This window comes from Staphylococcus sp. EG-SA-18 (assembly GCF_017151825.1).
GTDB classification, from domain to species: Bacteria; Bacillota; Bacilli; order Staphylococcales; family Staphylococcaceae; genus Staphylococcus; species Staphylococcus aureus.
On the sequence record NZ_JACYVY010000011.1, the window covers coordinates 111,820 to 135,244 of the forward strand.

Consider the following 23,425-nt stretch of genomic DNA (forward strand, 5'->3'; position numbering starts at 1 on the left):
AAGTTCTAAATTTTTCATCACCTTAAATTTTACTGTAATTTCAACAATCAAATTTAACTAACATTTTAAATTATTCATCATGCTAGCAAAAAAGGCCTAACGTATAAATGTACGTTAGACCTCATGTTCAACTTATTCATTTTACATTGTATATTAAACACATACATCATTGAATAAATGTTTGCTTACTAACCAATTTTTATGATCTTTAACAACAAGTTTTTCATCTTTAAGTTCATGAATAATATGACCAGCTGTTTCCCGGGAAATCCCAGCCATATCACTCATGAGTTGAATAGTTAAAAACTGTTTGATTTCATAAAATTCATCTTGATCGTACCCTACTGTCTGACATAGATGACAAAACAATTTAATAATTCGATCTTTAGCAAATTTACTTGTTAATGCCATGTTATAGTTCATGTGTTGCTGCTCATTATCATTTATTAATGCAAAAAGTGTCAAAAATATATCATCATTAGCTTTGCACAAAAAGGCCATCAATTCTCTAGGCAATCCAAGAACTGTACAATCGGTTAATGCTGTACACAATTCGTTAACCTCTTTCGGATGAAATAAGTTACTGATTGGAAATAATACTTGCTCTTTATTAAAATAACGATATACATCTCCATTTTGATTGTAATGTTCTCTAATAATGTTACCTTCAATTAAAAAGTAAATATTGCTACTTTCTTGTGGCGAAAAATAAATAACTTGGCCTTTCGTATAATGTCTGACAAAACATTCACTTTGATATGGTTGTAATATACTATATGGGATATTAATGTAATCTGCTAATGCCTTTAGTTCATGTTCTAATTTATTATTTCTACCCAAAATAAAGTTTTCTGTCATAAGTTAAACTCCTTCAAACCTTGCAAAGTGTCAGCAGACAACTTTTTCATTTGAATCAACGGAGAAACATATTTAATGTTTTGTCGCGTGATAAAGTGCTACATGTGAATGTGTGTACCTTTATTACCAATCAAAGCTTCGTATGCCTGCTCTAAATTGGTAATGATAACTTTTTTGTTTTCCCCACTTTCAACAAATCGTATCGCAGCTTCTATTTTTGGCAACATCGATCCTTCCGCAAACTTACCTTGTGCCGCGTATTTTTTCAGTGTTGCTACATCAATATCATCGATTTGTTGTTGATTAGGTTCATTAAAGTTAATAAATACATTTTCTACATTCGTAAGAATCATTAAGGTATCTGCTTCAATCAGCGTTGCTAATTTCTCACTAGCAAAATCTTTATCTATAACCGCTTCAACACCTTCATAGGTATTTTCTTTTTTTATAACTGGAATACCGCCACCACCGCATGCAATGACAATATTTTTACCGTCTGCTAAAGTTCGAATTAACTGGTGTTCTAGTATAGATTGAGGTAGTGGTGACGCAACTACTTTTCTATAACCACGTCCTGCATCTTCTTTAAAGACTGAGTCTGGCTGTTCTTTTTGTAATTCTTCAACTTCTTCTTTCGTATAAAAAGGACCAATTGGTTTGGTTGGGTTATTGAATCGTGGATCATCTTTATCTACTTCCACACGTGTAACGATTGTGCCTACAGTTCTATCACTATTCATTTCAGTTAAAATGCGATTGATTTCAGTTTCCAACCAATAGCCTATCATACCCTGTGACATTGCACCACAAGTATCCAATGGCATTGCCGGCGTTGTGTCACTGTTCGATTTAGCTTGTTGGATTAATAAACTTCCAATTTGTGGGCCATTACCATGTGAAATGACAATACGCGCTGGTGAATCAAATAAAGGTTTAAGGTTTTGCATCGCACGTCTAATAGCTGTTTGTTGTGCTTCAGCTGTTGCTTCTTTTGTCTGTATCGCATTACCGCCTAATGCAATGACAATTTTCTCTTTCATATTTTTGTCGCTCCTTTTAAAAAACATTTATCGTTCCCATCAATAACTTAATTAATCCGATAACTGCAAGTACGATAATAATCATAAAAAGAATATAGTCTGATTTAATCAAACGTGTCTGATTATTCTTTTGAACGATTGAATAAACAAGAAGAGCTGGAATATAAAGTAACATCGTCAATAATAAGTAATTGATACCTGCTGCATATATAAGCCATATAGCATAAATTGAGGCTATGATGCCAATCGTCCATTGCTTAGTAGTTGCTTGCTGTCGATGCTCTAAAGTGTATTTAACTTGGTAAAATGCACTGAACATGTAAGGGTATAAAATAGCACTTGATGCTAGTGAAAATGCAAATTGATACGCACTCTGTGTAAATAGCATACTTATTAAAAATAATTGTACTAATATATTGGTAATAAGCAGTGCATTTACAGGTGCTCCATTTTTATTTTCTTTAGCAAACCACTTTGGAAATAATCCATCTTTTGCAACAATGAAAGGTAATTCACCAGCAAGCAATGTCCATCCTAACCATGCACCTAGTACCGAAATAATTAAACCAATATTTACAAGTGTAGATCCCCAACCACCTACAATAGTTGCAAGCACCTGTGCCATACTTGGCGAATCTAATTGAGAAATATGATTTTGCAAAATCACGCCTTGAGCTAATACAGTTAATAAGAAATAGATAATTAAAACTGATATAAGTCCTATAACCGTGGCACTACCTACATCTTTTTTATTTTTAGCTCTACTAGAAAAAATTACTGCACCCTCGATACCGATAAACACCCAAACTGTCACTAGCATCGTACTTTTAACTTGGCTCATTGTGCTCGCCCAACTAAATGGCAATACACCCTCTGACGTCATACCGAAAAAGCCTGTTTTAAAAGTGTCAAAATTGAATGCAATTATCATGCATATGATTACAAGTAAAATCGGTATTAACTTTGCAACAGTAACAATACTATTGATAAATGCTGCTGTTTCAACGCCTTTTAAAATCAAGAAATGGACACCCCAGAGTAGTAACGAGGCGACAATAATACTTGGTAATGTGTTGCCTCCTTTAAAAATCGGGAAAAAGTTACCTACTGCTGACATCAATAGTGTTGCATAGGCAACATTGCCTAAAAACGCTGAGAACCAATATCCCCAAGCACTGATAAATCCTACAAAATCGCCAAATCCTGCTTGAGCATAACTATAAATACCACCGTCTAGCTCCGGCCGTTCATTGGTTAAATTTTGAAATACGAACGCTAATGAAATCATTCCTATAGCTGTAATAATCCAACCAATAATAATGGCTAATCCACCGGCTTTACCGCCCATATCAGACATTATATTGAACGCACCGCCACCAATCATGGATCCTATAACTAGTCCAATTAAAGAAGATTTACTGAGTTTGTTATCTCCTGATTCGTTCATATTCATTTCTCCTTTAATACCAATATGAGGTGTCTGTACATGACACTTATATCATCAGACACATCATATTCATATCGTTCCATTTAGTGATTAACTCCCCAATGTTGCTGCCATTACTGCCTTAATTGTATGCATTCTATTTTCAGCTTGATCAAACACTTTTGAATGTTCACTTCTAAAGATTTGGTCTGTAACTTCCATTTCAGCTAATCCATATTTTTCATAAATTTCTTGTCCATAAAGTGTATTTGTATCATGGAATGCTGGTAAACAATGTAAGAATATCGTTGAATCTTTACCTGTTAAATCAAACATCTGTTGATTCACTTGATAGTCTTTTAATAAATTAATACGTTGTTCAAATTCACTTTCTTCACCCATCGATACCCAAACATCTGTATATATAGCATCTGTATTTTCAACTGCTTCTGCAATATTATCCGTAATCATGACTGAACCACCATATTGACTCGCTTTTTCTTTTGCAATATCAACATATGCCTCTTTTGGATTTAATGATTTAGGTGTACAAATTCTTACATTAACACCTAACATAGCACCTGCTACCATTAATGAATGCGCAATATTATTACGTCCATCTCCAACGTAAGTTAAGTTTATTCCTTCTAGATATCCAAAATTCTCTTTTATTGTCATAAAATCAGCTAACATTTGTGTAGGATGCCAATCGTCTGTTAATCCATTCCACACCGGCACACCAGAGAACTTCGCTAAATCTTCAACAGCTTGTTGTGAAAAACCACGGAATTCAATACCATCGAACATTCTACCTAATACTTTCGCAGTATCCTCTACAGATTCTTTTTTGCCTAATTGAATATCATTTTTCCCTAAAAATTCTGGATGCGCACCTAAATCAATAGACGCAACTGTAAACGCAGCACGCGTTCTCGTCGAATTCTTTTCGAATAGTAGTGCAATATTTTTTCCAGATAAGTAGTGATGCTTAATACCGTTTTTCTTATACTCTTTTAATGTAATTGCAAAATCAATAAGTCCTTCGAATTCTGCTTTGGTAAAATCACTTTCTTTTAATAATGATCTGCCTTTTAAATCATACGGTTTTTGAATTTCTGTCATTATTTTCACCCTCGTTTCTATAATTTATTACGTTAAATGTCTTCTCTGAATAATGGTTGACTCATACATCTAGGGCCCCCACGTCCACGTACCAACTCGCTACCAGATATTTCAATGACTTTAATGCCTTTTTGTCTCAATAAATCATTCGATACATAGTTTCTATCGTAAGTCACTACAACGCCTGGTCTTATACATAATGTATTTGAGCCATCATTCCATTGCTCTCTAGCACCATCAATGACATCACCATTTCCTGTTGGAATGAATTGGATATCATCTATACCTAGTACGTCTTCTAAAGTATCTTTTAAATGACTAGATTGTTTGATGGCAATATCTTTATTTACGTCATCATATTCAATAATAAATATATTCATATTGCCTTCTGCCTTTAAAATGGCTGAATGCATTGTAAATTTGTCATAATCTATCATTGTAAATACTGTATCTAAGTGCATAAAAGTTCGACTAGTTGGAATTTCAATTGCTACTACTTTTTTAAACGTCGCCTGCGGATTTTCAAAAATACGTCGCGCTAACTTTTCAATAGCTTGTGCAGATGTACGTTCTGAAACGCCTATAGCCAAGACATCTTTAGATAAAACAAGTTCATCGCCGCCTTCAATATTGAATGGGCAATCTCGATCTAACCAGATTGGAATATTCGCATCTTTAAATCTAGGATGATGCTTTACAATATATTGAATAAATATTGATTCTCGTCGTCGTGCTCTCCAGAACATCCGATTGATTGTTATACCGTGTCCTATTGAGGCTTGTGGATCTCTAGTAAAATAAAGGTTTGGCATTGGATCTAAATAGAATGGATACTTATCATCCATATACTCTACTAGATGTGTACATTTCGGATTAATTTCTTCCTTACGTACCCCTGACATTATTTTATCTACAAGTTCTTGATTAGAAAGTGTCGCAAATAATGCCTTAATTTCTTCTTCATGACCTAATATTGTTTTTTTAGACTCTGCTAATACATCATCAATAAATTCACTTCTTACTTGAGGATTTTCAATACTTTCAGCTGCTAACTTCTCAAGGTAAAGTACTTCAACACCCTCTTCTCTTAGCACCTGCGCAAAATGGTCATGCTCTTTTTGAGCTACTTCTAAATATGGAATATCATCAAATAGTAATCCATCTAAATAATCAGGTACTAAATTTTCTAATTCTTTTCCAGGACGCTTAAGTAACACAGTTTTTAAAGCTCCAATTTCGCTATTTACTTTAATTGGACCATCTGTCATGTCTATTTCCTCCTTTTATCTTTGAATTCATTTAGAGTATAGACAATCTTCAAACGCTTACATGTGATTATATTCACATAAAGAAAGTCGAAAATTTCATATCTTTTTGTTATACAATACATAATAATGGATTTTTATACATAAATAAAGGTATTTTGGGTCAAAATATACATTTTTTATTCAAAAATACCCATAAAAACATGTTGTATAAAGTTTTTTATACAGTCAATTGAATGACTATGAATTCTTTCTTTCCATAAAAAAACGCGTACACAAGTTAATATTTGGTAACTAACTTGAGTACACGTGATACGAAACAAATTTTTATTATTCATTTGATACATGTCTATTTAAATAATTTTGCATATACGTATTCTGCCATATCATTTGAGGCAGTTAAGATTAATGTAGTGTCATTTCCACTCACCGTACCTAATATCTCTTCTATATTTAGCTGATCGATAAAATAGTTTATGCCTTGGGCGAAACCAGGTGAGGTTTTAACGATAATGTATGAACCATTGATGATTGAACTTAGAACTTCATGTTCACAATAGTGTCTAAACTTTTCTCTCATCTCTTGTTCTGTTTGATTATTAATAGCTTTATAAATCCATGTTTCACAATCGATAGGGACACGATATATATTAAGTTCTTTCAAGTCTTTAGCAATTGTTGTTGCACTATATCTTACACCAAAATATTCTTCAATATATGAAATGATTTGTTCTTTTTTATAAATCTTATGCTTTTTAACTATTGTAGAAACAATTTCTAATCGTTTACTTTTCTTCATATTGTAAACTCCTTTGGTAGTTACGTTTCTTGTATTAAAAAATAAATTCATGCATGTTTCATTTATAATTTAACACTTTGTTTTGCAAAAGATAATAAAAATACATGTAAATTTTTTGTGACAACTTTTAAAATGAATTTTGTATTCTAAGTCAGCATTTAATTATCACATATCTACTACTTGTAATGATTTTAGACTGCCGAGTAGTCTTTCGGCAGACAACCCTCACACTCCTCTCATCTAATTACAAAGAGAGGGTATACCTACAAAGTCAATTATCAATGTAGGTATACCCCATATATAAGCTGTATTTAAAATTTAATTATTTATAAGTGTTTAACATTACTTCTTCTTGTTTATATATTTTTACTCCACGCCTACTTCATTCCATGCTTCATACACCTGTTCAGCTGTTTGCTCGTCATATAAATCTTTGGCCGCTTGGTATAATGCATCTTTACAATCTTTGAAGTTTGAATTACTTGTTAAGTATTCCGTTAATGCTCGGTAGTAAATTTGTTCTGATTTAGATTTCCCTATTGCTTGAATCACGTTATAAGCTGCTTTATTTGGAATTCCAGAATTCGTATGTACGCCACCATTATCTTTTTCAGTGAATACATAGTCTTTCATATGAGCTGGTTGACCAAATTGTTCTGGGTTTGACATGCTGCGTAAAGCGTCTCCCTCTTTTCCAGGTGTGTAGACATCTTCACCCATTAAGAAATCCTCGTCATCTACAAAGTATCCAAAAACATCTGAAAAGCTTTCATTTAGAGCGCCTGACTGGTCCTTATATTCTAAGTTTGCAGTCTCTTGTGTCACACCGTGTGTTAATTCGTGTGCTACTACGTCATTTGCACCCGATAAACTTGTGAATGTGCGACCATCACCATCACCATAGATCATTTTGTCACCAATCCATGCGGCATTATTTCTGTTATCTTGACCACCGTAGTTATTAACATGCGTTAATGAAACAATTGGACTACCTTGGTTGTCATATGATTCACGACCAAATGTGTCTTTGTAATAATCATATGTTTGTTTAGCGTAATAATTTGCATCTACGCCAGCACGTTGCTCATCTTTTACGAAGTTTTCATCTTCATTAGTAATCAATGTTGCTTGACCTGTTTGATCATTAAAGCTAAATGCTGATAATTTACCTTGATGCGTTAAATCTTCTAGGCTAAATCCACCGTCAATACTATTGATATTGATATCTTTTGTATCGCCAAGTACACCTTTTCCTTTACCAGTTTCTGCAGCTTCTTTAACTAAGTTCATTTTTTCTAAAATTTCGCCAGTTTGAGCATCAATTTTAACTTTCCAATGTGAAATTTCTGGTGTCACTGTAATTAACTCAACATTATAAACGTATTTATTACTGTCACCATCGATTTCAACTTTGTTTTCTTTAATGACTTTATCTTTAAGATTTTTCGCTTTATTCTTATCAATCTTAACTGCTTTAAATGCTTTGTCGGCTGCGTCATCTTTACTTAATGTCACTTTATTCGTTGGCTTTACTTTCTTCGCATCAGTATCCCCATTGATTAAAACGACTTTTCCTGATTTGTCTGCGTGTACTTTCACTTCTTTGTCAGGTGCATGAACACCATCAACACTCGGTTGCAATGTATAATGCGTAAATCCTTTTTTATCAGTTTTTACATCAGTAACAGCGTAATCTTGATAAATATTTTTTACATTTTCGGATTTAGGCAATTCTTTTAATGCTTTGACCGCATCACTCTTTTGAGTCACCTCAAATTTAATATCAGAATTAGCTGGTTTATTTTTTGAATCAATCGCTAATGCTGCTGGTGATAAAGTGCTCAACAATGTTACTGCTGCCATACTTGTAAATGCATATCTTGAAAATTTCCTCACATTTCATTCCTCCTGAAATCTTAAAAACAGCTTATAAATAAAATATTAATTTAATTTTTCAGAAAAGTAAATGATTATTTCTATTTATTTCGATACTTTTTGTTCGTTGATTTTATTTATTGATTCTTTTCTTTTTTAAAAATGTTATCTGTAACTAAATAAAATTTTAAAAATTGAGCTTAATTATATTTTAAAATTTATCAAGGCTTTATTTTTGTGAAAATATTAACAAATACAAAATAGTGCTCTATACACTTAATCAATGCTTGAAATATGTGAGATAACTATTTAAATAATCATGATCAAATAAACATTTTTATCAATTTCAAACAACTATGTAAGACGCAATAATCGTTATTATTTAATAAAAAAGACTAGAATGCGGTATCTCCCCTCACACTCTAGCCTTAATATGCCATTATTTTATTTACTTGTTTTGTATGGTGTATGTCCAACTGTTACTTCGACAACTCTATTATGATCAACGACAAACCAGATGCCTAATGTCTTTTTAGCATTTTGATAGTAAAAAATACCGCTATCAGCTTCCTTTGTTTTACCATTTTCTTTTTTCAAGTCCTTGCCATAAGCTTTTTGGATATCTTTTAATGAAATATTATTTTTAACTACAAATTGCAATTGACTTGCTTCGTTTCCTTTTGCAGAAACACCTTTAAAAGTTTGATCATATTTCTCTACTTTTTTTATCGTATTCGTTTTAGCTAATTTAATACCATTGAATTTCACATTATCATACTTAATCGCGTTAATAAAATTCTTATCCAGAATAAAATTAGCATTATTACCAATATAACCATTATAAGTATAATATGGGGTTATTGCTGCCTGTGCCTGTTTACTTGTTGGCGCCGAATTTTCAACAACTGTTACTCCAATCAGTGTGCCCAATGCTAATGTTGCTGCTACACAAACTTTACTGGTTTTATTCATAATTATCTCTCTTTTCCATACAAATATTTTATTCCTTACACTTTTATTATAACTTTTTCAGCCATAAAAATACTAATGATTATATTTATAAATACACAACAGTTTTGTTATACTAATTGAAGTACACAAAAAACAATGAAAATATTAATATCGCCTACTTTTCTAATATTTATTTTTTAAAATGATTATGGCAATATTGAAATAAATTATTTAGCTTCACGTATCAACTACTTTTCATTAACATGGAGGCGTTATATTTGAAAAAACTTCTTATTACCATCGTAATTATCGTATTAATCGGAGCACTTGGGTTCGCAATTTATGCTGCAATAAATCATTCTACATCATCAAGTAATAACCAAGAACAAGAAAATAAAGCTACGCATAAAAAGACAGAAACCGAAGAAAATGATCAACAAGATGATAGTGCAGACAAAGCAGATAAAAATCAAAATAATGGCAATAACGTTACTAATGACAATCAACCATCTTCACAGTCAAATGTTCCTAACAACCATTCAACAGCACCATCGAATACGCAACCAGCTCAGCCAAAAGACTCAAATTCAAATAAAAATAATACTCACGATGGTGGTAGTCAATCGTCAACAAACAACCAAAATAATCAACAACAGAACACACCACCTGCTAATAAATCAAATAATACCAATACGTCTTCTAAACAAACACCTCAAGCACAATCACCTAAAAATTAATCATTTACCTGATACGTCCACAAGTATCAGGTACATAAATTCAGAAGAACAGCAATATGATATTTTTCTATTTGAAATATCTTACTGCTGTTCTTTATTTGCATAATTCGCACTCTGTTAAATTCATATAAAAGTTCGCTTTAATGTCATTGACGTATGTATAAGCTCTCATGTTTAATAATATTAATACACCTTTAAAAACGCTTACACGGAAAATTTAGAAAGGAGGTACATGTTAAATGCTTGATAGACACTTAAAACTACTCCAGTTTTTTATTAAAAATCCATCAAAGCACATTAGTTCTAATGAAATTGCTGAACATGTCAATGTTTCAAACCGCACAGTTCGCAATGATATTCATGTTATCAATAGCAATTTTATGGATGATATCATCGTTAGTATTAAATCTAAAGGATATCAATTAAATACATCGCAGTATACCTTAGAAACGATAACTGAACGTTACACGCATATTCAATCATATAAAGAAAAACTATTATTATCTATGGCGTATCAACTGCTAATGCACAATAAATCGCAGACATTGCAACAACTAGAGCAAGATTATCTATTATCTAAAACTGTGCTCAACGACTATTTCGTTCGAATTCAACAATGGTGTCAAAAATTTAATATCGCTTTAACAATCAAGAAAAAACAAGGTATTGTGGTCGATGGAACAGATAATGATATCACTAATGCCATCATCCATTTAAATCAATTATCATCAGGGCATGTACATGTTGAAGACCTAATTTTAAATGAATTACCTGATTCACACCAAAGGATGATTTCGCATATTATACAAGAGACACTTCAACAACATAGTATTGAAACAACTGATATTCAAATACAACAGCTTTTAATTCATCTCATTTTAATCATTAAACGTAAGCAATCTTTAAGTGAGCTAGACACGTTAAACCACGATTCAAAATTGATATCTCAATCTTGCATTAAGCAAATCAACGAAAGATTAGGTTATGACTTGAACGAAAAAGTAATCAATATGTTTTCATTCTTTATTGCTTATCATTTTAATAAACTCGATATTGGCATAGAACGTATATTTATACAAAGTTATATTGATCGCTTAATCGAATTGATGCAGCAACGTATTCATATACCTTTCAATGAAGATTCGATTTTACAACAAAATTTATATAATCATTTTAGTAAAGCATATTTACGTATCACTCAAAACATTTATTTAAACAATCCTTTAGTTATAGAGATTAAAAAACTCTATCCCTTTGTGTTTAACACACTTTTTGAAGCGATTGATAAATTAGCAATTGATACTGATATAGAGATGAGCGAAGATGAAATTGCATTTTTAACAATTCATTTTCAAGCTGCCATCGAGCGTCGTACCAAAACACAATTAAATGTAGTCATTGCTTGTTATTATGGTCTAGGTGTGTCGAATTTTTTAGAAACTAAAATAAATAACTTATCCGAAGAGTTGTCAGTGATAAATACGATTAAACTAGAAAATATAACACACTATCACTTTGACAATGTAGATTTATTAATAACGACCCATGATATTCCAAAACAAACGCTAAACATACTTCCTAAGCACCTAACGACTATCAAGGTTGCACCATTATTTTCTGAAGATGACCGTCACAAAATCAGACTCGTTGTGAAGCAAAAGCAAAATCCAGTTCAAGCACATCATCATATGGACACTGTCAATTTCCTTGTCGTAAATACTGAACAAAAATCACGGCATACTGTGCAAATTTTTGAAGAAGCTCAAAAAATATTACAAGCACATCATGCGATTGTAGAAGGATATATCGAATCAGCTTTAGAGCGTGAGAAATCATCTTCTACATACATAGGTAATTTTATGGCGATTCCTCATGGAGATCCTGAAAAAGTTTTACAATCACATGTGCTTATTTTTCGCACAAAAGATGTTTTTCCTTGGCGACAACACGATGTCAAACTTGTCTTTTTCTTAGCGATTTCGCATAAAGACAAAGCTTTTACAAAACAAATGATGCAATTAATTGCTAACTTGGATGATGATTCAGTGAACCATTTATGTAGTTTAGATGATCATAGTTTAAAGCAACAGTTATTTGAATACTTACAAGAATAATTGCCACTAGTAACGGTAATTATTCTTTTTTTTAGTATCGAGAATACGCTTACAATATAGAAAAGGAGATGATTTTATGAAAATTGTAGCTATTACCTCATGCCCAAATGGCATTGCACATACATATATGGCTCAAGAAAAGCTTGAGCAGGTAGCAAAAGAAATGGGTGTGGATATTAAAGTAGAGACACAGGGCGGTGTTGGTGCTGAAAATGTTTTAACTACGCAAGACATCGAAGAAGCTGACGGTGTCATAATTGCAGCTGATAAACAAGTTGATCTGTCCCGATTTGTTGGTAAACGGTTGATTAATGAAAATGTTCGCGAAGGGATTCATAATCCGAGAGGTCTAATTCAACGTATCATTAATCAAGATGCGCCTATTTATCAATCTGAAACAAATTATCATTCGAAAGATCGCGGTAAGTCTAAAAGTGGTATTCAAATGGTGTATCAACATTTAATGAACGGTGTATCGTTTATGGTTCCTTTTATCGTAGTTGGTGGACTCCTTATCGCCATCGCGCTGACTCTAGGCGGTGAAACGACATCAAAAGGATTAGTCATCCCAGATGATTCATTTTGGAAATCCATTGAAAACATTGGTAGTTTAGCCTTTAAATTTATGGTTCCAATACTAGCTGGATATATCGCTGTTAGTATCGCTGACAAGCCCGGTCTTGTTCCTGGTATGATTGGCGGCGCTATCGCTGCTGACGGTAGTTTTTATGGCAGTGATGCAGGCGCAGGATTTTTAGGTGGTATTGTTGCTGGTTTCTTAGCAGGTTATATCGCAAAGTGGATTAAAGATATTAAAGTTCCAAAAGCAATGGCACCAATTATGCCTATCATTATTATTCCCATTATTTCATCGGTCGTTGTAGGATTGATATTTATATTTTTAATCGGTGCACCAATTTCTAATATTTTTGAGGCATTAACAACCTGGTTAAAAAGTATGCAAGGTGCTAATATTATTATACTTGCGATGATTATAGGTGCGATGATTGCCTTCGATATGGGCGGTCCAGTAAACAAAGTAGCATTTTTATTTGGCTCAGCACTTATTGCTGAAGGTAATTACGCCGTTATGGGTATGGTCGCAGTTGCTGTATGTACACCACCAATCGGTTTAGGTTTAGCAACGTTTGTTCAAAAGTATAAATTCAATCATTCCGAAAGAGAAATGGGTAAGGCTTCCTTCACTATGGGACTGTTTGGTATTACTGAAGGTGCTATTCCTTTCGCAGCCCAAGATCCATTGCGCATTATACCTGCAAACATCATTGGTGCAATGATTGCATCAGTCATTGCAGCCATTGGTGGTGTCAGCGATAGAGTCGCACATGGAGGTCCAATCGTGGCTGTATTAGGTGGTATTGATCATGTATTATGGTTTATCTTTGCAGTGATAGTAGGTAGTCTTGTCACAATGACTACTGTACTATTATTAAAACGCAATACACCAGTTATAGCAGTAGATGCACCAGCGCAACACACGCAACTTCATGATACAGATATTACACAACATGATACAGAGGTTGACAATGTAGATAAAACCGCGAAACATTCAGATCTCAATAAACATTCTCATGTTTTTGATCAACAAACTATGATAATTACTGATCACGACATGTCTCGAAACGAAGCAATTGATATGTTGATTCATAAACTTAAAATTTGCCGTTATGTAGAGCACACATCGCATTTAAAAAATGCAATCCTAGAACGTGAAATGGAGTCTACGACAGCTATTGGCATGAACGTGGCCATTCCACATGCAAAGTCTGATGTTGTAAAACAACCGATTGTAGCTGTTATGAAAAATAATCATGGTGTTAAATGGGACAGTCTAGATGGTAGTCTACCTCAATTGATATTCTTAATTGCCGTACCAAACAACAGTCAGGATACACATTTAAAAATACTTCAGCGCTTATCTAAAGCGTTAATGAATGATGAGACACGCCAATCACTAATTAATGCAAACAGTACTACAGAAATTTATAACTTATTAATGAAAATATAGAGGAGTTTTAACTATGGCATTATTTTTACAACCCGTTTTTAAAGACAGAATTTGGGGCGGTCATGCATTAAAAGCATTTAACTATGATATCCCTAATGAGACAACTGGTGAATGCTGGGCAATTTCTGCACATCCAAATGGTCCTAATACAATTATCAATGGTCCATACAAGGATATGACCCTAGATCAACTTTGGTCACAACATCGTGAATTATTCGATAATGATTCACGAGATAGTTTCCCTCTGCTAACTAAAGTATTAGATGCCAATGATAAATTATCTGTTCAAGTTCATCCAGATGATGACTACGCTTTAAAACACGAAGGCGAACTAGGTAAAACAGAATGTTGGTATATTTTAGATGCAGCCCCAGGTGCTGAAATTATATATGGCGTACATGCACATAATAAACAGACGTTAATAGACATGATTGATAATCATGAATTTGACAGTCTTTTCAAACGTATACCTGTTAAGCCCGGTGACTTTTATTATGTGCCTGCTGGCACTGTCCATGCCATTGGTTCGGGTATTTTAATTTTAGAGACACAACAATCATCCGATACGACATACCGTATTTATGACTATGATAGACGAGATCAAAATGGTCAATTGCGTGATTTGCACTTAGAGCAAAGTAAAGATGTGATTGAATTAGGCAATCATGAACCAAATACTACTCCTATAACAACTCACATCGACACACACACTGTAACTCAATTTGTAGATAATCAATATTTTGCAGTATATAAATGGGATATTCATGGAGATTTAAAATTCAATAAACCACATGCTTATTGCTTAGTTACTATTATCGATGGTACTGGTACTTTAACAGTAAACGATAAGCACTATGACATCCAAAAAGGTTCTAGCTTTATTTTAACTACGGAAGACGAGGATATTCACTTTGTCGGTAATATTAGTGCTATAGTAAGTCATCCTGGATAATAGCAATGATAACACCCGTCCCATAAAAGACAGAAATTACTATCTCTTCTGTCTAAAAACATAAAAATCCACACATTAAGGAGCTATAACCCTAATGTGTGGATTTAATTTTTATTCTGTAACGTTACTTTGGTCAACTTTTTCAGATACGCGCTTCATCAATGGATCTGTTACAGGTTTTAAAATTAAACCTACAACGAAGAATCCTATGCCAAATAACGTTAATATAATTAATTTTGTAATTAGGATTTCCGGAACAATACCGCCTACTGTTTCACGTAATGAATCAATTGCATACGTAAATGGTAAGTATGGCGAAATGTTTTGGAAAAATTGTGGCGTAGTTTGAATTGGGAATGTTCCTCCACCACCTGCAATTTGTAATACAAGCAATACGATTGCAATGGCTTTACCTGGATTACCAAGTAATGATACGCACGTATATACGATTGAGTTGAAAATAATCGAACAGAAAATCGTTATAAGTACAAATAATACAGGTGACTCAACTCCTGCTTTTAGGATTAACAAATCTCCAACCGATACAATGAGTGCTTGCAACATACCAAGCATTATAAAGAATCCTGCCTTACCTAAGAACACTTGTCTTGTCGTTAAGACTGACTCTAGACTCTTATGTTTATTATCAACCGTTAATAAACTTACCATCAAGAGTGCACCTACCCATACTGACAGTGCAGTATAGAATGGTGTCATACCTGAACCATAATCCTTAACTGGGAAAACATCAACAGTCTTCTTATTAATAGGATTTGCAATAATACCCGCTTGCTTTTTCAAATCATTCTTAAGTGTGTCGATTAATTTGTCGACTGCATCATCTTTGTCTAATTTCTTGAAAATTTTATTCGCTTTTTTCAAATCTTTTTCAACATCAGGCAATTTATTTTGAGAAAAATCAGCTAAATCTGATAAAGCCTTTTTCGCTTGTGGCTGATTTTTATTTAGTAATCCTACCGCTTGATCATAACCATTTAATAACGTTGGTAAATTTTTATTCACACTTGCTGTCGCATTAGTTAATCGCTGTTCCAACTGTGGTAAGTCATTGCGCACAAAGTTAGCAGCTTTAGCTACATCACTTTTCACTTTCGGGAAGTTTGCTTGAGCATTTTTAACAGCACTAATGTATTGTTGTTCAATACTTGGTAATACTGTTTGTAAGCGATCAATACGTGTTTTACCATTTTTTAAAATAGCTTGTCCACTGTTAATGACTTGATCAATTGTATTTAATTTAGACTGAACATTGGATAATGCAGTTTGCCCTTTGTTCAATTCATCCATAATACGTTGTGATATTGATACTAAAGAGCTGTTAAGATCTTTTTTAACATAATCTCTAAATGATGATAATGATGAATCTAGTTTTGAAAGTTGATCTAGTAATTTAGTAGCTTCAGCAGTTCCTGAACTACCATTCTTTAATGCATTGCTTAATTGATTAACTAACCTTAATGATTCATTAATTCGATTATTAGCTGCTTTTACCTTATCAATTTCTTTTGATAAATCAACATTTTCATTCTTCTCAATCTCTTTTAATGTATCGATAAATTGTTGATTATATTGCGTTGTGTATTCTAAACCGGACTTAACATTATCTAAAGACTCTCTAAAATCAGAAGGCTTGTCCGATGCTAAAATGCCATACGAAATATTACGTAATGCCTGACTATCTTTTTGTGCGGCTTTCGCTTGGGTATCTAAATTATTTGATAATGATAATAAAGAGCCCGTTAATGCCGCTTCCATTGATTTAACATCTTTATCTGTAATGTTTTGTGTGTTCTCGTTAGCTGTGCTGACTTGTGTTGTTGTTATATCTGCAAAACTTTGACCATCTTTTTTCCCGCTTGTACTTTGTGGTGTAGTCGATACAGGCGCATTATTACTATTTGGTGCGGTATTTTGCGTAACATTATTATTTGGTGCAGTATCGCCACTTGGTGCACTTGGTGGCGTTGATGCTACACCATTACCAGCTGCAGGTGCACTATTTGATGTTTCGTTGTTCGCCGCGCTATTTTGAGGAATCTGTTGCTGGTTTCTTCGATTTAAATCTTGCGCGCGTCGAATTGCATCTTGATAATCACCGACTCTACTTCTAACTTGTGTGACGAAGCCTTTGGCATCATTTAACTGTCCATTAGCTTGATCAATCCCTTGACTCGCAATGTTAAGTCCTTGATTAATTTTAGGGAACTGCGCTGGCACGTCATCAGCTGCAAAATTTAACGCTTTTTCAATTTTCGGCATATAATTATTTAAAGCTAATATCAACTTAGCCTTTTCATTAAGTTGCGGAATAGCACCATTGACTTCGTTTAATTTTTTCTGAGCATCTAAAATATCACCTTTATAATTTCCTAGTTTTCTAAAATCATTGGCATATTTATCTAAATCCGCTTGGTGGTTATTCAAATATACAATTTTATTCGCAAAGTCATTAATCTTAGGTAAAGCTTTATCTGCCGAATATACCGCATTTTTTATCTTATTAATTGTCGGCACATTTTCTTCAATAGTTAAACCTGCTTTGTTAGCTTCTTCTAATAATGCTCGAGTTACTGTTTTATTAAATTGTTCATTCGCTTTTTCAACGACAACTGACGAACCAGTATCTGTTAGCTTAGACGCAACAGCGTTAATCTTCTGATTCACCTTAAATTCTACATCTGCTTTTTGAGGCTGCTTACGTAGTGTCCCGGTAATTTCATGTGTAAACTTAGATGGGATGTAAATACCTGCAAAATATTTACCCATTTTTATCTCATGATCAGCTTTCTCTCTACTTACAAACTGCCAATCAAAACTTTTATTTTTCTTGAGTGTATTAACCATCGTATTACCGACATTAACTTTTTTCCCTCTGATTATGTCGCCTTTATCTTCATTAACGACTGCGACCTTGATGTGTCCCGTGTTGCCATATGGATCCCACATTGCCCATAAGTTAAACCAAGCGTAGAACGATGGCAAAATAGCTAAGCCTGCTAAGATAATCCACACAGCTGGCGTCTTAGCTACTTTCTTCAGATCCATTTTAAATAATTTAAATGCGTTCTTCATTGTCACACTCCTATGTAGGAATTATTCATATTTTTTATATATTTTTTGTAAATTAATTTATTTTTGCGTTGTGAATTAGTATAATCAATTTACTGGAAGATATTTAGTCGATTGATACCTATCAACTATTTTCAGCATACGATAAATTATAACAAATCATAGTTTATTATCACACTTAATTATTATATTTTTCAAGGGAGAATACGAAATATGCCTAAAAATAAAATTTTAATTTATTTGCTATCAACTACGCTCGTATTACCTACTTTAGTTTCACCTACCGCTTATGCTGATACACCTCAAAAAGATACTACAGCTAAGACAACATCTCATGATTCAAAAAAATCTAATGACGATGAAACTTCTAAGGATACTACAAGTAAAGATATTGATAAAGCAGACAACAATAATACAAGTAACCAAGACAATAACGACAAAAAATTTAAAACTATAGACGACAGCACTTCAGACTCTAACAATATCATTGATTTTATTTATAAGAATTTACCACAAACCAATATAAACCAATTGCTAACCAAAAATAAATACGATGATAATTACTCATTAACAACTTTAATCCAAAACCTATTCAATTTAAATTCGGATATTTCTGATTACGAACAACCTCGTAATGGCGAAAAGTCAACAAATGATTCGAATAAAAACAGTGACAATAGCATCAAAAATGACACTGATACGCAATCATCTAAACAAGATAAAGCAGACAATCAAAAAGCACCTAAATCAAACAATACAAAACCAAGTACATCTAATAAGCAACCAAATTCGCCAAAGCCAACACAACCTAATCAATCAAATAGTCAACCAGCAAGTGACGATAAAGCAAATCAAAAATCTTCATCGAAAGATAATCAATCAATGTCAGATTCGGCTTTAGACTCTATTTTGGATCAATACAGTGAAGATGCAAAGAAAACACAAAAAGATTATGCATCTCAATCTAAAAAAGACAAAAATGAAAAATCTAATACAAAGAATCCACAGTTACCAACACAAGATGAATTGAAACATAAATCTAAACCTGCTCAATCATTCAATAACGATGTTAATCAAAAGGATACACGTGCAACATCATTATTCGAAACAGATCCTAGTATATCTAACAATGATGATAGCGGACAATTTAACGTTGTTGACTCAAAAGATACACGTCAATTTGTCAAATCAATTGCTAAAGATGCACATCGCATTGGTCAAGATAACGATATTTATGCGTCTGTCATGATTGCCCAAGCAATCTTAGAATCTGACTCAGGTCGTAGTGCTTTAGCTAAGTCACCAAACCATAATTTATTCGGTATCAAAGGTGCTTTTGAAGGGAATTCTGTTCCTTTTAACACATTAGAAGCTGATGGTAATAAATTGTATAGTATTAATGCTGGATTCCGAAAATATCCAAGCACGAAAGAATCACTAAAAGATTACTCTGACCTTATTAAAAATGGTATTGATGGCAATCGAACAATTTATAAACCAACATGGAAATCGGAAGCCGATTCTTATAAAGATGCAACATCACACTTATCTAAAACATATGCTACAGATCCAAACTATGCTAAGAAATTAAACAGTATTATTAAACACTATCAATTAACTCAGTTTGACGATGAACGCATGCCAGATTTAGATAAATATGAACGTTCTATCAAGGATTATGATGATTCATCAGATGAATTCAAACCTTTCCGTGAGGTATCTGATAGTATGCCATATCCACATGGTCAATGTACTTGGTACGTATATAACCGTATGAAACAATTTGGTACATCTATCTCAGGTGATTTAGGTGATGCACATAATTGGAATAATCGAGCTCAATACCGTGATTATCAAGTAAGTCATACACCAAAACGTCATGCTGCTGTTGTATTTGAGGCTGGACAATTTGGTGCAGATCAACATTACGGTCATGTAGCATTTGTTGAAAAAGTTAACAGTGATGGTTCTATCGTTATTTCAGAATCCAATGTTAAAGGATTAGGTATCATTTCTCATAGAACTATCAATGCAGCTGCCGCTGAAGAATTATCATATATTACAGGTAAATAAGTATTATTAAACCCGTAAAATTTATAAGTATAAACAAGGAGTTCGGACTTAAACATATTTCTGTTCATAAGTCCGATTTCTTATTCAATTAAACCCGAGGCATTCAGTTCGAACGCCTCGGGTCATTTTATATAAATATATTATTTTATGTTCAAATGTTCCTCATCATATCCGTTTCAATTGCCATCTCACACATTTTATAAATATGAGCAAATGTACTTATTCTCAAACATTACTGCCGAGCTTTAATTGACGTTATATTAACTATAAACTACTTTTCCATGACTCTACGGATTCAATGTCACATGAGCGTGATAAAATTTGTTCAATAATAAAGTCATGTTTATCATCTGATCTATCACCAACAGCATCTTCTAAAACAGTAATATAATAGTCTTTATCTACACTTTCTAATGCCGTGCTCAATACAGCTCCACTTGTAGAGACACCCGTTAATACTAAATGATTAATATCATTTGCACGTAAATAAACTTCCAAGTAACTACCTGTAAATGCGCTAAAGCGTCGCTTAGAAATAATCGGCTCATCTTCTAGTGGTGCTAAATCTTCAAGTATTCGTGTAGATGCATCTGCTTCAGTAATCGCATATCCTTGAGCTTTAATTGTTGAAAACACTTTATTACTCGAGGAGACATCATTAAAATGCTTATCTAAAACTAAACGTATGAAAATGACTGGTATTCGATGTTGTCTTGCTGCTTCAATTGCTCTCTGATTCGCTTTAATAATATTTTTTATTCTAGGTACACTACTCGCTATACCTTCTTGCATATCCAAAACTAATAGCGCCGTTTTTCGAGACATCTTCATTCTCCTTTACTTGTGTAGTTCTAAGTCGTTAAATTCATTATAACGTTAAAATGATGGACAATCTATTCATTGCATTTTGCATATACTTCACAATAATTTAAGGGGAAATAAGACGTCTTATATACTTAAAAAAAATATATAGATGCTCTTCCCCCAATATAATTATGCTTTATTTTTCAACTTATTGCGTCGTGATAACCAAATCATTAGTACACCCATTGCACCAACAATTACAGATATCGGCAACCAATGTTCTTTTATCGTTTCCCCCGCTTTAGGCAAAGATACATTACCATCAGCATTTAATAATCCACTTAACAATCCATTACCTTTACCAAGTGTTAACGTCTTTTCTGGCTTTGGTGTGGGTATATCTGGAATACTGTCTAATAAATTTGATCCTTGATTCATTAAATTTGCTAACTTATTTAAATCCGTCGTTTTCCCATTTTTATTCAATCGATCTAGTAAACTTGGACGATTTACTATTGGTGATAAAATATAGTCTATATCTTTTTTCGTTTGATTGAGTCTCTTTTGTAAATTCAATAAATCATCCGCTTTACCATTCAATGCCGATTTAACTAAATTAAAAATTTTATTTTGATCTGTTTCTATTTTAGTAATTAAATCTGCCAGTAATTTTGCCTTTTGTCTTTCTATACGTGTTGCTAAAATCGTTTCAATTGCTTGTTTTTTATCTTTCGCATTATTCAAAATTGCTTTTAATATATCATCTGAAGACGTGTCGCCAGTTGATGCAAAATGTTTCTTCAATTGGTCAACGATTTGGCGATTTGATAATCCTTTATTCGTCCAATCTTTAGCCAATTTATCTGCTTCAGCTTTTCCTAATTTCGTTTGTAAAATTTGAGAAATCAATAGCGACTTATCTTGTGATTGATCAATCAATGACGTTAATAAATCATCACTCGTTGTCAGAGATAGTTGATCAATATGACGAGTAATTTGATCTGCAATTTGTTGATCCGTTTTACCATCAACACGTATATCTTTTAGAATTTTATCTGCCTCGTCTTTATTAAATATACTTTCTAAAATGCTTTGTGTAGCATACTTTTTATCATCAGTACGTGCAAGTTCTTCCAAAATAATATTTCGTTGACTTTTTATACGCTCTTTCGTCTTATTTACTTCGCTCATTAAGTCTGATTTTTGATTTTTAGGAAGTTGCGTATTTGCAATACGTTGATCTAAAGATTGTAACGTATTCAGTTTATGATATGTGTAATGTTGCGTTGAGGCATTACTTTTAGCCAATTTTTCAATCATAGCATGATTAATTTTATCGCTTCCTTGTAATTTATCAGTGAGTCGATTACTATGGCTTTGATTCTCTTCATTTGAAAGGAATTTATTTAACACAACATGTCCAGAACCATCATTATTTGGCGTTTTAGCTACTTCATGATTACTATCTGTTGTAGACACTGCTGGATCTTTCGATGCATATTTCAATGCATCTTTCGATTTGTGTATTTGCTGATTCAAATGGTCTAGGTCTTCTAACGCCTTATTTACCATTGCTTCATCATTTTTATCATCTTTTTCTCCATGTTTTGTTGTAGCCGTTTGTGACATATCATTTTTCATTGCATTAAGATCGTCCTCGCCACTTTGTTGACCCCTATCAACATTTGAAGAAACCTCATTTAAATCTTTAAGCAATTGATCTAATTTACTGTCTATATCACTTTGACCGTTCATTTCAGTGTGAGAACTTTTATTGTCTTTGCTATCCAACTCATTAGCTCGTTTTATGATTTCATCTATTTGCGATGCTGTTTTCGCTTCATTTAGTTGTGCTTTATAATGTGCTTTAGATGAAGCCGATAACTGTTTTAATTGCTCAATTTGACGAATTGCTTTGTCAACTTTGTCTAATAAATCTTGCTTAGATAATATCTCTTTTGAAATTTCAGTATCCTTTTCAGATGCAGCTTGGGCATCGTACGGCAAGATATTCGTTAAAATGATACTTGTCGCCATCATTGTCGAACACGATAACTTTACATATAATTGAAACGGTTCCCCTCGATATTTAGCCATCAATATACTCCTTCCTCACTTACTTCCTTCAAAGAATTACATACTATTATATACCTGTTCACAAGAAATTTATACTTATCTATCTAGTTATTGTTGTTAGTAATTATCTACTTATTACTTAGCTTATATTTAAGTAAACAAAACAAGCATGACGTAATATCATATTGTCCATGTCGCTTACATCATATTACGT

17 protein-coding genes are annotated in these 23,425 nt (G+C 33.1%); 5 read left to right on the forward strand and 12 right to left on the reverse strand.

All coding sequences use genetic code 11. The features are described 5' to 3' along the window. Window positions 1-153 precede the first annotated feature (153 nt). The 9 genes from IDG66_RS04045 to isaB all read right to left on the reverse strand — a co-directional run bounded on the left by IDG66_RS04045 (window position 154) and on the right by isaB (window position 9,357). The gene (locus tag IDG66_RS04045) at window positions 154-858 is read right to left on the reverse strand and encodes a Crp/Fnr family transcriptional regulator (RefSeq protein ID WP_000138213.1); all 705 of its coding nucleotides are present in this window, start codon (window positions 856-858) and stop codon (window positions 154-156) included. A 98-nt stretch (window positions 859-956) separates the two neighbouring features. After that, window positions 957-1,898 (reverse strand): carbamate kinase, encoded by a 942-nt coding sequence (gene arcC / locus IDG66_RS04050; protein WP_000660028.1) that lies wholly within the window; start codon window positions 1,896-1,898, stop codon window positions 957-959. 16 nt (window positions 1,899-1,914) lie between these two features. Continuing rightward, on the reverse strand, window positions 1,915-3,345 hold the full coding sequence (arcD, locus tag IDG66_RS04055) for an arginine-ornithine antiporter (RefSeq protein WP_001005835.1): 1,431 nt from the start codon (window positions 3,343-3,345) through the stop codon (window positions 1,915-1,917). A gap of 90 nt (window positions 3,346-3,435) precedes the next feature. Then, the gene (argF, locus tag IDG66_RS04060; RefSeq protein WP_000136166.1) at window positions 3,436-4,446 is read right to left on the reverse strand and encodes an ornithine carbamoyltransferase; all 1,011 of its coding nucleotides are present in this window, start codon (window positions 4,444-4,446) and stop codon (window positions 3,436-3,438) included. A gap of 32 nt (window positions 4,447-4,478) precedes the next feature. After that, a complete protein-coding gene (arcA, locus tag IDG66_RS04065) occupies window positions 4,479-5,714 on the reverse strand; it encodes an arginine deiminase (protein WP_000129411.1) in 1,236 nt (411 codons plus the stop codon). 176 nt (window positions 5,715-5,890) lie between these two features. Beyond that, window positions 5,891-6,058, reverse strand: a complete 168-nt coding sequence (locus tag IDG66_RS04070) for a hypothetical protein (RefSeq protein ID WP_001792441.1) — start codon at window positions 6,056-6,058, stop codon at window positions 5,891-5,893. Between the two features lie 2 nt (window positions 6,059-6,060). Then, window positions 6,061-6,510, reverse strand: coding sequence for an arginine repressor (locus IDG66_RS04075; protein ID WP_000748760.1), 450 nt, complete (start codon window positions 6,508-6,510; stop codon window positions 6,061-6,063). 366 nt (window positions 6,511-6,876) lie between these two features. Continuing rightward, the gene (aur, locus tag IDG66_RS04080) at window positions 6,877-8,406 is read right to left on the reverse strand and encodes a zinc metalloproteinase aureolysin (protein ID WP_001225025.1); all 1,530 of its coding nucleotides are present in this window, start codon (window positions 8,404-8,406) and stop codon (window positions 6,877-6,879) included. Between the two features lie 423 nt (window positions 8,407-8,829). After that, entirely contained in the window at window positions 8,830-9,357 is a 528-nt protein-coding gene (gene isaB, locus IDG66_RS04085; protein ID WP_001044560.1) for an immunodominant staphylococcal antigen IsaB, read from the reverse strand. 257 nt (window positions 9,358-9,614) lie between these two features. Here isaB and IDG66_RS04090 point away from each other — a divergent pair, with 257 nt between their 5' ends. The 4 genes from IDG66_RS04090 (at window position 9,615) to manA (ending at window position 15,168) form a co-directional block, all read left to right on the forward strand. Next, entirely contained in the window at window positions 9,615-10,073 is a 459-nt protein-coding gene (locus tag IDG66_RS04090; protein WP_000734795.1) for a hypothetical protein, read from the forward strand. Window positions 10,074-10,312: 239 nt separating this feature from the next. After that, window positions 10,313-12,187, forward strand: a complete 1,875-nt coding sequence (locus IDG66_RS04095; RefSeq protein WP_000887016.1) for a BglG family transcription antiterminator — start codon at window positions 10,313-10,315, stop codon at window positions 12,185-12,187. A 76-nt stretch (window positions 12,188-12,263) separates the two neighbouring features. Further along, a complete protein-coding gene (locus tag IDG66_RS04100; RefSeq protein WP_206172179.1) occupies window positions 12,264-14,216 on the forward strand; it encodes a fructose-specific PTS transporter subunit EIIC in 1,953 nt (650 codons plus the stop codon). Window positions 14,217-14,229: 13 nt separating this feature from the next. Then, a complete protein-coding gene (gene manA / locus IDG66_RS04105) occupies window positions 14,230-15,168 on the forward strand; it encodes a mannose-6-phosphate isomerase, class I (protein ID WP_001173201.1) in 939 nt (312 codons plus the stop codon). A 111-nt stretch (window positions 15,169-15,279) separates the two neighbouring features. Here manA and IDG66_RS04110 read toward each other — a convergent pair whose 3' ends face one another. Further along, window positions 15,280-18,261, reverse strand: coding sequence for a YhgE/Pip domain-containing protein (locus tag IDG66_RS04110; RefSeq protein WP_000785090.1), 2,982 nt, complete (start codon window positions 18,259-18,261; stop codon window positions 15,280-15,282). Window positions 18,262-18,471: 210 nt separating this feature from the next. Here IDG66_RS04110 and IDG66_RS04115 point away from each other — a divergent pair, with 210 nt between their 5' ends. Then, entirely contained in the window at window positions 18,472-20,331 is a 1,860-nt protein-coding gene (locus IDG66_RS04115; RefSeq protein WP_001125619.1) for an amidase domain-containing protein, read from the forward strand. Between the two features lie 264 nt (window positions 20,332-20,595). On the opposite strand, the gene IDG66_RS04120 is transcribed toward IDG66_RS04115, so the two are convergent. Both IDG66_RS04120 and sasF read right to left on the reverse strand, forming a co-directional pair. Beyond that, window positions 20,596-21,156, reverse strand: coding sequence for a cysteine hydrolase family protein (locus tag IDG66_RS04120; protein ID WP_000088195.1), 561 nt, complete (start codon window positions 21,154-21,156; stop codon window positions 20,596-20,598). Window positions 21,157-21,324: 168 nt separating this feature from the next. Continuing rightward, on the reverse strand, window positions 21,325-23,232 hold the full coding sequence (sasF, locus tag IDG66_RS04125; RefSeq protein WP_001151881.1) for a cell-wall-anchored protein SasF: 1,908 nt from the start codon (window positions 23,230-23,232) through the stop codon (window positions 21,325-21,327). Between the last annotated feature and the right edge of the window lie 193 nt (window positions 23,233-23,425).